Source organism: Maribacter ulvicola (genome assembly GCF_900155985.1).
GTDB classification, from domain to species: Bacteria; Bacteroidota; Bacteroidia; order Flavobacteriales; family Flavobacteriaceae; genus Maribacter; species Maribacter ulvicola.
Genome location: NZ_FTMA01000003.1, coordinates 1 through 15239, shown reverse-complemented (window position 1 = coordinate 15239; position 15239 = coordinate 1). Strand labels below are relative to the sequence as shown.

17 protein-coding genes and 1 pseudogene are annotated in these 15239 nt (G+C 32.6%); 8 read left to right on the top strand and 10 right to left on the bottom strand.

Annotation, left to right across the window (positions count from 1 at the left end; all coding sequences use genetic code 11):
• Positions 1-2: 2 nt before the first annotated feature.
• Positions 3-392 (bottom strand): hypothetical protein, encoded by a 390-nt coding sequence (locus BW936_RS10840; RefSeq protein WP_076548431.1) that lies wholly within the window; start codon positions 390-392, stop codon positions 3-5.
• Positions 393-550: 158 nt separating this feature from the next.
• Between BW936_RS10840 and BW936_RS20125 the strand changes: the two genes are divergently transcribed.
• The 6 genes from BW936_RS20125 (at position 551) to BW936_RS10810 (ending at position 5196) form a co-directional block, all read left to right on the top strand.
• Positions 551-844 (top strand): DUF6787 family protein, encoded by a 294-nt coding sequence (locus BW936_RS20125; RefSeq protein ID WP_076548430.1) that lies wholly within the window; start codon positions 551-553, stop codon positions 842-844.
• 12 nt (positions 845-856) lie between these two features.
• Positions 857-1198, top strand: coding sequence for a hypothetical protein (locus BW936_RS10830; protein ID WP_076548429.1), 342 nt, complete (start codon positions 857-859; stop codon positions 1196-1198).
• 5 nt (positions 1199-1203) lie between these two features.
• Entirely contained in the window at positions 1204-2049 is an 846-nt protein-coding gene (locus tag BW936_RS10825) for an ABC transporter six-transmembrane domain-containing protein (RefSeq protein WP_076548428.1), read from the top strand.
• A gap of 1 nt (position 2050) precedes the next feature.
• A complete protein-coding gene (locus tag BW936_RS10820) occupies positions 2051-2275 on the top strand; it encodes a hypothetical protein (protein ID WP_143744119.1) in 225 nt (74 codons plus the stop codon).
• 525 nt (positions 2276-2800) lie between these two features.
• Positions 2801-3310 carry a hypothetical protein gene (locus tag BW936_RS10815; RefSeq protein ID WP_076548426.1) on the top strand — a complete coding sequence of 170 codons (510 nt, stop codon included), beginning with the start codon at positions 2801-2803 and terminating at the stop codon, positions 3308-3310.
• Positions 3311-3858: 548 nt separating this feature from the next.
• Entirely contained in the window at positions 3859-5196 is a 1338-nt protein-coding gene (locus tag BW936_RS10810) for a GAF domain-containing sensor histidine kinase (protein WP_076548425.1), read from the top strand.
• On the opposite strand, the gene BW936_RS10805 is transcribed toward BW936_RS10810, so the two are convergent.
• From BW936_RS10805 to BW936_RS10770, 8 genes are all read right to left on the bottom strand, one after another.
• Entirely contained in the window at positions 5178-6197 is a 1020-nt protein-coding gene (locus BW936_RS10805) for an adenosine deaminase (RefSeq protein WP_076548424.1), read from the bottom strand. The genes BW936_RS10810 and BW936_RS10805 overlap by 19 nt on opposite strands.
• Before the next feature lie 161 nt (positions 6198-6358).
• Entirely contained in the window at positions 6359-6742 is a 384-nt protein-coding gene (locus BW936_RS10800) for a DUF3037 domain-containing protein (RefSeq protein WP_076548423.1), read from the bottom strand.
• Positions 6732-7511 (bottom strand): HipA family kinase, encoded by a 780-nt coding sequence (locus BW936_RS10795; protein ID WP_076548422.1) that lies wholly within the window; start codon positions 7509-7511, stop codon positions 6732-6734. The genes BW936_RS10800 and BW936_RS10795 overlap by 11 nt, the downstream gene beginning before the upstream one ends.
• A 225-nt stretch (positions 7512-7736) precedes the next feature.
• The gene (locus BW936_RS10790) at positions 7737-8420 is read right to left on the bottom strand and encodes a hypothetical protein (RefSeq protein ID WP_076548421.1); all 684 of its coding nucleotides are present in this window, start codon (positions 8418-8420) and stop codon (positions 7737-7739) included.
• Between the two features lie 203 nt (positions 8421-8623).
• Entirely contained in the window at positions 8624-9361 is a 738-nt protein-coding gene (locus BW936_RS10785) for a YoaK family protein (RefSeq protein ID WP_076548420.1), read from the bottom strand.
• A gap of 388 nt (positions 9362-9749) precedes the next feature.
• Entirely contained in the window at positions 9750-10514 is a 765-nt protein-coding gene (gene map, locus BW936_RS10780; protein ID WP_076548419.1) for a type I methionyl aminopeptidase, read from the bottom strand.
• Positions 10515-10981: 467 nt separating this feature from the next.
• Entirely contained in the window at positions 10982-11359 is a 378-nt protein-coding gene (locus tag BW936_RS10775; protein WP_076548418.1) for a hypothetical protein, read from the bottom strand.
• A 517-nt stretch (positions 11360-11876) separates the two neighbouring features.
• Positions 11877-12770, bottom strand: a complete 894-nt coding sequence (locus tag BW936_RS10770) for a sterol desaturase family protein (protein WP_076548417.1) — start codon at positions 12768-12770, stop codon at positions 11877-11879.
• Between the two features lie 160 nt (positions 12771-12930).
• Here BW936_RS10770 and BW936_RS20225 point away from each other — a divergent pair.
• A pseudogene (locus tag BW936_RS20225) lies at positions 12931-13095 on the top strand (IS110 family transposase); the annotation flags it as partial.
• Between the two features lie 131 nt (positions 13096-13226).
• On the opposite strand, the gene BW936_RS10760 reads toward BW936_RS20225, so the two are convergent.
• Entirely contained in the window at positions 13227-14408 is a 1182-nt protein-coding gene (locus BW936_RS10760) for a HEPN domain-containing protein (RefSeq protein WP_076548415.1), read from the bottom strand.
• 352 nt (positions 14409-14760) lie between these two features.
• On the opposite strand from BW936_RS10760, the gene BW936_RS10755 reads away from it, so the two are divergent.
• The coding region (locus BW936_RS10755) for an IS110 family transposase (protein WP_143744117.1) at positions 14761-15239 on the top strand (479 nt) is incomplete at its 3' end.

Sequence of the window (15239 nt, the reverse complement as noted above, 5' to 3'; positions counted from 1 at the left end):
GGTTAATTATTAATTCTAATCCAAATCTCATTTAATGGTTTGTTTCTTATATATGTAGTTACTTTTAAAGTATCCTTATGTATGGGTTGTAGTGCTATATTGGGTTTGTTTTCATTGGTTGTTGTTGCTCCGGAAACAGCGTCCATATATTGGTTTTTAGATGGTTTTAGGTTTTCAAAGACATAATATTCTTTCTTATCTTTCTTTCTTATTATAGTAGTGCCATCATTGTAATAGAGCACTTTGGCCTTAATAGAATCGTTCTCCTCCATTATGGCATAAGTAGCCTTGTAGTATTTACTTTTAACTTGCCAAGTTCCCACTAGCTCTGTCGTATTTTTAGAGCAGGAGAACATGATTGTTAATAGCATTGCACAAACTTGTTTTTTCATCGTTTTGTTTCTTAGGGCAAATCTATAATGAGGGTAGGTGCTTTTTTTTGACCTATGTCAAAAACTATTTTTAATGTGAAGTTTCGTTCTTTTTGATTTAAATCAAACCCAAGTTTTTCAGCAGGTTTTAGATTTGCGGTATCTTAAAAACTAAGTATATGAAGAAATTAATGATACGATGGAATATTGAAAAACCTTGGCAACTACTAATCATCTTTTTTGTTTTTTCCATTACAGGATCCTCGTCAATTGTGATCGGAAGACCAATTTTAAAACTTTTAGGTATTACTTTAGAAAACCTAAATGCATACATTTATTACCCTATTTTTTGTGTTTTAAGCTTTGTTTTTTATCAATTGTTTTTAGTGTTATATGGTTGGTTGTTTGGCCAGTTTAAATTTTTCTGGGCTATGGAAAAGAAGATGTTAAGTAGGTTTGGTTTAACTATTTAAATATATTATAGAATGGTAAAATCAGAACAATTAAGAAATTTAATAAGGAGAGAAAGCAAACACAAAAAAAAGAAGTCGACTTCTTTTTCCGATAAAACGAAAAGGAATTTTCAATGGCGTCCTATTCTTGCATTGATCGGTGTGTATATCATTTTTATCATGGATTGGCAATGGGCTTGGGGAATTTTATTCTTGTATTGGGTAATACCAGATATATTTAGAGGGGTAACCTACTTTATAGACCCGGTAGAACGCGATAATAATCCAATTTTATTTTGGGCAATTGTGATTAGCTGGATTATCATGTCTTTGTTCTCTTTATCAACATTGTTCATTGACTTTACACAATACTAATAATTATGATCGATTTTTCAATTAAGTCTATTTTTAAGCAATATAAATGGAAAATTTCTTTAACCTTTTTATTGTTGGTATTAGAAAACGTTGCCAAGGTATTGCAACCTTTAGTACTGGGTATGGCTATAAATGACCTTATAAATGGTGCCAAAGATGGTTTGTGGTTGTTTTGCATATTATATTGCGTAGGTTTTATATTAGGTACTTTACGGCGCTATTATGATACCCCGGCATATACTGCCATTTATACGAATGTAGCATCTGAAATTGCTGATATTCAAAATGTAAAAAAAGTTCAGGTTTCTTCTATTGCAGCCAGAAGTGCCTTGGTCAAAGAATTGATTGATTTTTTTGAACACGACATTACACAGGCTTTTACATCAACAATTAGTGTTATTGGAGCACTTGTAATGCTGGCCTTTTTCGATGTTTGGATTTTTAGCGGATGCCTAATTTCTATTCTAATTATTATTTTGATTTATATCTTGAGCACAAAAAAAATATATAACTATAACATTGGTTTAAATGATGAGTTGGAACATCGAATTAATATTTTAGAAAAACGGGAGCAAGCAGGTATTTTAAGGCACTTTAAAAATATAGCTAATTGGCTAGTAAAAATGAGCGATCTAGAAACTATTAACTTCTCTATCATTGAAATTTTATTATTTGTATTGGCTATTTTTGCGTTGTATACTTCAGCCAGTGCTGCCAATGCTACTGCAGGTAGTATTTTTTCTGTGTTAACGTATGTAATGGAATTTTCTGGGGGTGTATTTATGTTGCCCATTGTTTTTCAACAAATTATTCGCCTGCGTGAAATTAGTTCAAGATTAAAAACGATTTAAGTTGAGGTATTGGAAAACTATAGTAGCTCTTATTTTAATGGTATTGGCTATTATTTACGATTGGAATTGGTTCTGGGCATTAATTGTAGCTCTTGGGCTACTGAATGTGATTGTTACAGGAGAAATTCATTTTGTAGAAAGTATAAAAAAGAAAGACGCTCCTTTAATGTATTGGTTAATGGTTGCCGTTTGGACGGTTTTAACAGCTTTAACCTTACTAACATAGTTAGATTAAGTTTTTTTATACAAGCTACCTTATAGTAACATCTACACAAAAAAGGGTATGTCTATTTATAAAGATAGCTATTTTGTGTTTTATGAAAATAAGCCTCTATTTTATAAATAAGTAGGTCATTACTAAAAGTTAGTAGTTTAATTAATAGACCGTTTCTAATCATCTTCATAGTAATAGTAGATGCTATTTTTCTTCTATAATTTCTACATCATTTTAATTCTTGAAGCATCATTGTATTGCATATCATATTCATAGATATGTGAAAGGTGCACGTATTGCATTTTACGTACATAATTTAATTACGACATAAGGTCTGCCGCATTAGTTATGTGCATACCAAATGTAACCTAATTTTAAACTTAAAAATTGAATAAAAATAGTAGCAACAGTAAAGTTTTGATTTAGGTCAAAATTATCACTTTCAATAGGTCCAGGTTAGCAAAATTGATTTATGTCAAAGAATTGTTTTTTCATTATTAACACCTTTGCCGTATATAAATTTAAATATAAACGATAATGAAAAAAACAATGATTTTTGTAGTAGTTTTATTGATAGGGGTAACATCGTTTGCTCAAAACAGAAACCTGAAGATAGGCGCTTTCGGAGCCTTGCCAATAGGAGATACTAAAGAAGTTTCTAAAACAGGTTTTGGTTTGGATGCCACCTATCTATTTGAAGTTTCCAATAAGTTTGATGTAGGTTTTGCTACGGGGTTATCTTTTTTTAAGGGTGAAAAAGTAACATTAAGAGAACAAGGTTTTGTCGCTACCTATAAATATAAAGATGCAAAATACATACCAATTACCGGCGTTGTACGATTTAATGTAATAAAGAAATTATACCTTGGCGCAGATATAGGTTATGCTGTTGGTATTGGTAAGGGAATAAAGGGAGGATTTCATTATAAGCCAAGAATTGGTTATCGAGTAACAGACCTGATCGGTATAAATACTTCTTTTACGGGTCTAAAAGTAAAGAATGGTACGTGGAACACTATCAACTTTGGAATAGAATTAAATCTATAATATAAGTAGTAGTACTTAAAAGCCAGAGATCTATTCTCTGGCTTTTCTATTTATATCCTTTTCTATTTTAGTTATTAAGGTCTTAGAAAAATAATAGCAAATGATGATAGAGGGATATTTCAACTAGCATACTTCTTATTCTCAATTTAAAAAGTAATCGATGAGAGGAGAATATTGCTAATTTAATTTTATACTGCTACAGCTTTTAGATTCTATTTAAAAACTAGGCATGAATAGTATCCATTAAAAGTAAATGTTGCAAATGAGAATAAAGCCATGATAATGAGATATATAATTCATGGTTAGGTAAAGAAACAGAATATGATACTTTCTATACTATAATTTTCTAACAAATTATGTTCTTATACTTGATCCATGGCTACGGTTTCCTGTGTGGTAAATGCGTACTAAAAAAGTAATATAATATTATTTAATGATACCACTAATAAAAGAATGGTTTATATTTAATCATTAAAATGTGACGCTAGCGTATATTTGTCACTCTATTTTTACGACTAATTTTTTAAACCACTTCTCTTTAATAGACTATGATAGCAGCTAAAATTAATGATAGGGAAAAGGAAAGATTAGCACTTATTAATTCATATTCCGTATTAGATACACTGCCTGAAAAGGATTATGATAATCTAACACAACTTGCTGCTGAAATTTGTCAGACACCTATTTCTTTAATAACATTATTAGATGAAAAAAGACAGTGGTTTAAATCTCATTACGGATTAGAAGCTTCTGAAACGCCTATTGAAGATGCTTTTTGTGTACATGCCATTACTGGTGATGATACTATTTTTATTACTGAAGATGCAAGAAGAGATGAGCGTTTTCAAGACAACCCTCTGGTGACCGGTGATCCCAATGTTGTTTTTTATGCCGGAATACCCTTAAAAAGTACGAGCGGATTGGCTTTTGGAACCTTATGCGTTATTGATAACAAGCCTAGAATTTTGACAGATAGTCAAAAGGAGTCTCTTAATATTTTATCTGAGCAGGTTATTAATTTACTGGAACTTAGAAAAAATAAGCTTGAGCTAGAGCGTGCACACAGAAAGTTGAAGAAGTTCTCTAAAAAGCTTGAAAAGAAGGTTTTTCAGCGTACCAATCAACTTGAAATTAAAACCATAAAGCTAGAGTTGATGATTAACGACCTAGAGTCGTTTAATCATATTTGTAGTCATGACCTTCAAGAACCTTTGCGTAAAATTCAAATGTTTATCTCTCAGGTAAGTGATACGGAATTCAATAATCTGTCTGAAGCTGGGAAACATAAATTAGAACGAATAGACTTATCCGCCGCACGAATGCGAAATCTAATTCAAGATTTAATGGCATATGGTTCAACGGAAATTATAGATAATAGTTTAACCAACATATCTTTAAAAAAATTGGTTCTAGATGTTAAAGATGTTTTAAGTGAAGAGCTAAAAGAACATAAAACAGTACTTAGAGTACCAAAGGATTGTGAGATTACGGTGCGTCCAATTCAGTTTAAACAGTTGTTGTTCAATTTGTTTACAAATGCTATAAAATTTACAAAAAAGAAAGATAGGCCCGCCATTAAGGTTAGCGGTAAAGTTGTGTCAGGAGCAGATTATCCAGCGTTGAAATTATCTGAGAATACGCAATATTCCCGAATCGAAGTTTCCGATAATGGTATCGGTTTTGATCAAAAATATGAATCTAAGATCTTTGAAATTTTTCAAAGATTACATAACGATGAAGAATACCAAGGAACCGGCATTGGTCTAGCTATTGTTAAACGAATTGTTACCACTCATAACGGTCAAATTAAAGTGGAGAGCAATTTGGGAGAAGGTGCCAAGTTTATTATTTTCATTCCACTTGCTGATCAGATAGAATCAAAGTAATTGTTTACTTCATTGATATGTTTTTCCTTTTCGGAAGCAGATAACCAACTAGCTTCAAAAGCATTGATGGCTAATTGTCTAATATGATTTAAATTTAGATTAAGCGCTGTGATAGTTTGGTAATAGTTTTCATTCATATAACCACCAAAATAGGCAGGATCATCTGAGTGTATGGTGGCTACAATTCCCTTATCAAGCATTTTTGCAACTGGGTGCTCATCCATCTTCTGAATTACCTTTAAGGCAACATTACTGGTAGGGCAGAGGGTCAAGGCAATTTTCTCATCAACCAATCTTTTAACCAGTGCTTTGTCTGTAAGGCAGCGATTACCATGATCTATACGCGCTACATTTAAAATGTCTAAGGCCTCCCAGATGTATGCTGCCGGACCTTCTTCTCCTGCATGGGCAACTAATCTATACCCTTGCATTGCAGATGCTTTAAATACATTTTTGAACTTGCTTGGTGGATTTCCCTTTTCTGATGAGTCTAAACCTACACCATCAATGATGTCTTTAAATGGTAATGATGCTTCTAAGGTTTTAAAAGCATCTTCCTCACTTAAATGGCGCAAGTAGCTCATGATTAGTTTGTAAGAAATATGTAATTCATTTTTACCTTTTTCTAATGCTCGGTGAATTCCTTTAATGATTACTTCAAATGGAACACCTCTTTCGGTATGGGTTTGGGGATCAAAAAATACCTCAACATGCCTTACATTTTCGCTGTGTACCTTGGTTAAATATGCCCATGTTAAATCGAAGAAATCTTGTTCATGTAATAGCACTTGCGCACCCGCATAATAGATATCTAAAAACTCTTGTAAATTATTGAATTTGTAAGCTTCTTTAACAGACTCAATTGAATCATAGGGCAGGGTGATGTTATTTCTCTTTGCAACTTGGAACATTAATTCTGGTTCAAAGCTACCTTCTAAATGTAAATGAAGTTCGGCTTTAGGTATGCCTTGAATAATAGATTGAAGTTTAAATGATTCCATTTTAAGAGTGATTTTGAAATTTTTTGTGGTAAGTAGGTCTATATATACATGTTAAACTTACTTTTATAACAGGATATTAACGAAGGGTAATTGCCTTAGCGTCCAATTTTAAGCTAAACATCAAATGTGGTATGCGTAATTTTTTATATATCATTTAAAAATTATAAAACATACTTGTTAAAAATATCTTCTAGTTCTTTTTTAGGGTCTGTGCTTAGTCCGGATCTGGTGGTGGAACTTTGTATAACTGTACTTCTGCAAGCAGTTAGCCAACCAAAACGGTCATTTAAATCTAATTTTCCAATAGTTCCGCCAGTTTCTTGACCCGCGCATATCAACTTCCAAGCTTTTAAATATTCGTTTAATATCTCATATTCTATTTCCGGAGAAAAAGCTTTTAATTTTTCCTCATCAATATGAAATTTAATATCTAGAAATTTGGTTCGTTTACAGAATAAAATCACACCTACATTAAAGAACTCTTCTCGTTCAACTTTGGGTACAATTCTAACTATGGCATATTTAAAGGTGTGTCTATCTTGCATCTTCCGCTTCTTTTACTAAAACATTAATCATAGATAGCTTAGTGGTTATAAATTGAATGTAAGCTGCTCTTTTTTCATTCGCATTTAGAATATCAGACTCACTTGTTAACCAATCTTCTGGTATGTTTGAAACTATTTCAGTTACTTTCTCTAGCGTAATAAATTTTTGAATTTCAGCAGCAGCTTCAGGTAGGGCAGTGGCTTGTTGTAAAAGCACGTGGTCTTTTATAAACGGAAATGTTCTGGTAAGGTGACTCTCCCAAGTCTCCCAATTATGATGAAAGTAGAAACTTGCCCCATTATCTATTACCCATAATTCATTATGCCAAAACAATAGATTTGCATTTTTTGCGGTACGGTCTATGTTACTGATCAAGCTATCTAAAACTACGACCTTGGAAGCTATCATAGCATCTGCCGTAGAAATTAAGGGGTCAAATGTAATGGCACCAGAAAGAAAGTGTAGGCCAAGATTGAGCCCTACGCTAAATTTCAATAGATCTTGAATTTCCTCATCAGGTTCCGTTTGTCTAAAAGAATCTTCTAGATTCATGAAGACCAATTCAGGTACTTTTAAACCAATGGCCCGCGCCAACTCGCCACCAATAAATTCAGAAATGAGCGATTTTTTACCTTGTCCCGATCCTCTAAACTTAAGAACATACAAAAAATCGTCATCGGCCTTTACAATGGCAGGCATGGAGCCGCCTTCTCGTAAGGGCTGTAAATATTGAACAACATCTACCGTTCTAATATCAATTGTATTCATACTGCGAAGATAGTAGATAGTTATGAGTAGTTAGTGTGACGTATTTAGTCTTAAGCACAAAGTACAAAAGCCGATAAAATTAAATGTTTAATTCTGAGTTTTATTGGTCGAATTTAATTTTAAATTTAATTTCTCCTAACTCCTAACTCCTAACTCCTAACTCCTAACTCCTAACTCCTAACTCCTAACTCCTAACTCCTAACTCCTAACTCCTAACTCCTAACTCTAATTTTCTCCCTCTTCATTTGCTAACGGAGAAATCATAATATGTGCTCTGTGTGTACCAGGATTCATGATCCATGGGTGGTTAGGTGCGGACGGGGTCTCAGGTAAGCCAATAGATGCAGACGTGGCAAAAGGCGTATAAATCACGTAGCGTAATTTTGCACCGTCTACTTTAGATGTTTCTGCATCATACATTGAATTTGGGCCATAGTAGATGTGTAATGCTGAACCGGGGGTGATTTTGATTGCTCCAGATTTTACTTCTGCTTCACGAGTTGCGAATATCTCTTCTGCAGATTTTCCTTCTGCACGCAAAGCTCTACCTCTTGCCATAAACGGTTCTAGGTCTTTGTGGTAGCATGCCGCATTAAAACCATCTTTCTTTGGGTCGTCTGCCAACACAATATACTCGTTGTCACCTTCTTTAAGCGTAACAAATTCTCCAGCCATATTATAGCCAATTACTTTACTGGTGGCTCTGCTTTCTGCAGGTGCAGCCATTAATGCCGTAGCAATAAGGTCTTCATCTGTTTCAATAGGTTTTAATTGCTTTTCTGTTTTGGCAACTGTTTCTGTAGTCGTTTTAGCATCTGTACTTTCTGCAGAAGTAGCTTTAGATTTATCGGATGTATTACAAGAAATTAATAGTGTTGAAAAAAGCAAAGAGGCAAGTAGATGTTTCATAGGTTCAGGTATAGTTTATATTTCATTAGTTGTAAATGGATCTAATAACCCTCATTAAAAAGTTTTGGACAATGGTAACCAGAATAGCCCAAAATAGTATCGTAAGAATGGCTCTTAGGTAATTTTCATAGTTTTAATTAGGACTGGTATTAATACTAAAAATACTGAAAATTATAATGAGTTCGCTACTTTTTAATTGTTATCTATGAACTACGCTTGTTGTATTTTCTTTTGGTACGTATCAATTGATATTTAAAATCATCATAAAATAAGCTCGCCAGTAAAATAAGAGCGCCAGCAAATAGGGCGTTCAATTTTAGATTTAGCCGTAGGTAGAGGTAACCACCCAATATTCCTCCAAGAAAAAAGAAACAAATAATATAAAGACGCAATCTAATTGTAGATTTTAACTGTGTACTATTTGGATGCCTTTCGGGAAAAAATAATTGTGAAAGTTCAATTCCCAAATCTGTGAATAGTCCTGTAAGGTGTGTAGTTCTCACTACTGCATTTGAAATTTTGGTGACAAGAGAATTTTGTAGTCCCATGGCAAATAAAAGGGTGCATACAATTAGATTGGGTTGGGAAATTGTAAATGCGTTACTATAAAGTGGTATAGCTATTAGAATAAGACATTCTATTGCAGTAGGAATTACGAAAATATTAAGTCGCTTGTTCATTCTAAATTTTTCAATTAGAAAACTAGAGAAAAATGACCCAAAAAGGAAAGAGAAAATATAAAGAAAATAAACAGTGCCTTTCCAGAAATCTAAATTGGCAACATCATTCATAAATAATGCAAAATGCCCAGTAACATTGGTGGTGAGTTGGTTGTATGCTAAAAAACCCGTAACATTTACAATACCGGCAACAAATGATAATATAGTGGCAATTTGCAGATTGTGCTTTAATTTTCTGCTTTTACCTTGATGTCTAAACATACTGTTTGTAATTAAAGCGCTACTAGATAATGTTACCAGCAGAAGCTACTGATTTTACCTTTAAAAAACGGGCAGCTTTTAATGAATTTGGGATAATAATTAGTATGATATACTATGCATACAAAGATATTTAATTCATCAAGAAATAACTGACGTGTCATTTGCTTTTTTGATATTAAAAAAAAGAAGTACTAGTTGTAGTGGTAAAGTCTTTATCAATAAAACGGTTTATACAGGTGAAGCTTACCCTTTCCATATCGACTACAAAATTAAATGATACATTCAATGAAAAAGAACTTAACGAAACTAATTTTAGAATCTATGGACAGGGAAATAGCGGTGTTTTGGATGTTCTAAGCTTTTTTACTTCAGTTTACCGTAGCCAACTTTAGTTCCACATTCCATTAGATTCAGTTAGAATTACAGGGTTTTTATCCGTAATCAATATTGTCTGTTCATGTTGAGTTACATAACCACCTTTGTTTCCAACTAAAGTCCACCCATCACTTAGTTCCACTGCAAAAGTTGATTTTGTAGAGATAAAAGTTTCTATTGCAACTGTGGTGTTCTTTCTAAACCTTTCTTGATTTGTTTTAACTCGATAATTTAAAATATTTTCAGGTTCTTCATGTAAACTTCTTCCAACTCCATGGCCAGCTAAGTTTTTTATTACTTTAAAGCCAGAGTTTTTAGCTTCAGTTTCTATCAAGTATCCTATATCAGCTATTTTTACTCCTCCTTTGATAGTATTAATTGCCTTGTTCAAGATGTTTTTAGAAGCGTCTACAAGAGGTTGGTGGTTATGAATATCTTTTCCAAGTACAAAAGACCCTCCATTATCTGACCAAAAACCATTCAATTCAGCCGAAACATCAATATTTATTAAATCACCTTCTTTTAGTATTTTATTTTCAGATGGAATTCCATGAGCAGCTTCCTCGTTTACACTTATACAAGTATAACCTGGGAAATCATAAGTTTCATAAGGAGCAGATTTAGCTCCAAAACTTAATAAAATTTTTCCTCCGTAAGTATCCAATTCTTTAGTAGACATACCAATCTTAGCATATGCCCTCATTAATTTAAGTGTAGTACCAACAACTTCACTAACTTTCTTCATTCCAATTAATTCTGATTCTTTTGATATTGACATGATGTTTGTTTTAATTGGCTACACGCTTTTATTAAGACTAGTTACGTGGTTTGGCAACTAAATTAGTGAACTTTTATGAACCTTCAATTATTCCACAGAAATGTTTAAAAGTAACCTAGGATTAGCAATAAATTATAGGTGATCTACCTGTGGCACAAGTTGGGAAAAATCCATTGTTGATTATTGTTGATTTGCCCAGTGATTGTAACTTATATGTAGCTTTTTAAGCTTTGTCCGGTAGGTAAGAAATAGCTAAAATTTGAACGAAAAAAATCTATAAATCGGTGCAGGCCTACTTGACTTGGCATCAGTTGTGAAATGCTGATCTCAAAACTTAAAAAGTACTTAACTATTACATTTTTAATATGGGTTGAACTTCTAACGCGGTATAAAAAGCCCCGTAGAGAGGCTTAGCAATAATAGTTATTTCAGATCAAGGGCTTGGGTAAGGGTGTTAAAGTATGTGTTTACTGTTTTGTCAGGGTATATTTATCTCCATTTTTTTTTGCTAAAATCAACAAATTTCCATTAAAACTATAATTCCATTCACCACCTAAAATTAGAGACCAATCAAATTCAGCAGTCCAAGGACAGGCATTTTCGAAAGTGATTATATTTGCTGTGTATGAATATCTACCATTGCACAAAGCAGGAAATTTCACAATTTCACTTTCACCAGTCCAATTTCCATCATTAAATGTCAACTCCACATTAGAATTTTTTCCATTTCGTTCAAAAATTCCAATGTATTTGCCATTAATTTCAGTTTTCGGATTTTCATCATTAGTATTACATGACAGAATGACAAGCAATAGTCCTATTAAAAATAACAATTTTAGTTTCATAATTTAACTTTTTAAGTAGATGCTTCCATATTTAAAGCGTTGCGTTCAAGCGGACTTTTACGTATTTCTATAGTTTATATTACATAAAAATATAGCTAGAAAAAGAGGAGGGCTATATCGTGTTTAAGAATAATGCTCTTGACACGCATGCGTGCTCTCTTTCTATACAGTTGCTCAGAACTATTTGGAATATTAGAAGTTTGAATTTTGGGTAAAGGAAGTAATTAGTGCAACCTTTTTGAATATTATAATGATGAAAGTACTAAATTTTAAAACAAAGTAGGGAGGTGTAATAGGTGCACCGTAGCTTTTACGGTTTACGACCGTATACCAAATGTGTGTTGATTATCCTATATTTTCTTTGTGAAAAAATACCTTCAATAATCATAATTAGAATTATTGAACATGCACTAAAGGGAATCTTAAATTGTAAGGACGTGTGGATATTAAGATAATATTTAAGGACTCTAAAAATGGTAGTTAGATGATGTATAGCATAATTGTATTTATGGTGATTTCAATTTTTAGAATGACTTTTCTCTAGTTGTCTTAATTCTTTGGTAGACAAAGTACTTTTGTCATGACTCCAACCCGGTGGCATTACTAAGTACTTTATTCCTGTGAACATATCTTTGCTATTTTTTATTCGCTTTAGTAAGCCTTGCCACTCATGGAATTCAACCTTAAATAGGTTGTTACTATTAATGTTCGTTGTTAACCCATAATTTGGAGATTCTTCCTCCTCTTGAAATGTGCCAAATAGTCTATCCCAGATTATTAATACTCCTCCGTGGTTTTTATCTAAATATTTTAAATCTGAGCCATGATGTACTCTATGATGAGAAGGTGTATTAAATATGAGTTCAATAGGTTTAGGTAACTTACCAACCTTTTCAGTATGAATCCAGTATTGATATATGAAATTTAAGGTGATCATACTAAAAACTTGTAAAGGATGAAACCCTAAAATTGGCAACCATATCCAAAATAAAAAATGTCCGGTTGCGTCATACGTCCAGGTCTTCCTTAAAGCAGTAGAAAAATTAAAATATTGAGATGAATGATGAACCACATGACTAGCCCAATAAAAAGAAACAGAATGTGCAATTCGATGTCCCCAGTAAAAGGTAAGATCATCTAAAAAGAAAAGAATTAGCCAACTCCACCAGATAGTATAATCAATGGTGAAAATCCTCAGATTATCATATGCCAGAAAAAAGATTAATAATTTGAATGATTTAGTAATTAAGCTAATGAAAAAATAAATAAGTCCTGAACTAATATTGACAAGTGTGTCTTTTGTGAGATAATTTTGCTTATCGTCTTTCCATCCTATATAAATCTCTAAAAGCTTTAGAACGATAAAAACAGGAATGGCTATAAAGAAAGCATAATCATTTATATGATTCATTGTTTAAATTCGTTTTATTATTTACATACAACGTATTTTTATAAATTGTATTACATAAAAATATACATAGAAAAAGAGGAGAGCTATAAGGTGTTTAAGAATAATGCTCTTTTGCACGTACCAGTCCGCTCTTTTTATGGTGTTGCCAAGATTCATTTTTAATAACCAAGCATGCAGAGAAGTGTATGAGCAAATCTTGAACAAAGGGAAGAGCAAGAAACTGGCATTGATTGCTGTCTCAAATAAGTTGTTCAAACATAGCTTTTCTATAACAAAATCTGGTAGACCCTATGAGGAAACCTACGTTTCCGTATTGCCTAGATAAATCGCGGATACATGGAATGAAAAAAGCTCAAAAATCTGACTTTAGAATCTATGAGCCTAGAATACCATTGTCTTAGATAAAGGAAGAATTTGTTTGTTTTTTGCCTAAGTTCTTTGTTGGGCATAGTATTTTTATTTTAATCCCTTAATTATTTCGTCCATCTTGTCGATGTATTTGTATAAGGTTTTTTCTTTAACTCTTGGTTCTATTTGATGTACAATACTATTTCTAATATTCATTAGAGCGTTTATGTTCCTTCTGTAAGGTAATTTGTCTCGACTTAAGATTAATTTTGGTCGAGTTATTTTCATTTTAACTGTTTCTTTTAATTCAGAGTCAAATTTATTTTTCCTTTCTACGTGTGAAATAACAGCTAATTCGAGGTCTTTCCATTTTTCTAAAAATTCAGCATAAACTTCACTTGAGTTAATTGCTAAATTCTCAACTAATTCTTCCTTATTTTCTTCAGGTACTGTGACTTTGTTTAATTCCGAAATTGCTTTTATAATTATTTCGTCAAGTGTCGAAGTCAAATCAACAACCTCTTTTAAATCTTTCTCTGTAAAGAAACTATTGTGAGCAACCAAGCATCTCAATTCGTAAAGTTTTGACCATCTTTTACTAAAGAATTGGTCATCGCATTTTACAATTTCTGTAAAGTATCTTTCCCAATTTGATTTTGGTATATAATCAGTTAAATCTTTAGTTTTTATATTTTTCTCCTTTTGACTTTTTAATTCGTTTAAGAGAAAGTCGAACGATTTACTGGCGTAAGGTTTAAATAAGAAATCTGCTAATTGAATAAAATCCGAATTATGAAGGATGTTTGAATGTGAAGCTCTGTTTTTCTTTCCATTTTTTAAACCATCTTTTAACTCTTTAGGTAAGTTGTCATTTGTCCATTCAAGTCCAACATTCGTAACCATAAATTTGGTTATTAGTTTTCTCAAGAGATTTTCAGTTTTATGGATAAGAGGATAAGCTTCTTCGCTATATTTTATACTTAAATCATCCCATAAGATATTTATTGAAAGACTTACTTTGTTTAAAATTTCTCGAATTAATCTTAATAGTTTTGTATAGATATCATAGCTATTTCCATTGTCTATAGATATTTCCAAATGGAAGATACTTTGATTTTGACTGGAAAGTGTTTTTATTTCAAGGTTATATTCAAAATGTAATTCGTCAAATTCGATTGTGCTTTCCGAAAGAGTAATTTTGGAATTTATGTTTAATAAACTCTTAAAAGATTCTATAGATTCGCATAATCCATTTTTTGTGTCAACTACTATTTGATATTCTGTTTTCAATCGTTTCTTTATATTATGCCCAACGGTTTTGTGTATGACTAGTGGCGTGTTTAAGCACCTAATTTAGCAAATAAAAAACAAATAGAAAATACGCGAGGATTTTCGTAAGCAAGCTCGAACTAGCCATTAATTATACACGGCTTAAGTTTGATTCTCAGTAAATTGTTGATATAACTAGAAAGAACAAAAGAGAGAATTAAGGTTACTATACACGGTGAAGCTTTAGACTTCGACAACATTGATAATCCTCTCTCTTTTACTACTTAGATCACGTTCAGTTCTGTGAGACTTTAGATCTCGTTTTCAAGTTGTTGTGAGCAGAAGTAGCCGGTTCTTTCATAAATCATTTTCTATGAATAAATATAAAGAAACTTTTGGAGTTGACATCAGTAAGGAAGTCTTTGATGTACATGGTAGTAAAGCAGGTTGCCACCAGTATAGGAACAATGAAACGGGGTTCAGGAAATACCTTAAGGAATTGCCCAAAGGTTCATTGGTGGTTATGGAAGCTACCGGTTACTATCATTATAGACTTGCCCAGTTTCTTTACAAAAATGGAGTAATAGTTTCAGTAGTAAACCCATTATCTGTCAAACGTTTCATTCAAATGAAACTTGCCAAGGTAAAAACGGATAAGAGCGACGCCAAGGCCATATGTGAGTATGCCCTTATCAACGAGGTTCCTATTTACAATGCCTTGACGGATGTCCAGAGTGAATGCTTACAGTTGTTCCGCTTATTGGATACCTATTTAAAACAACGTACCGCAACCAAGAACAAGATACATGGGGAAGCTGTTCTGGGCATACCCTCAAAGTTTGTTTATCGATC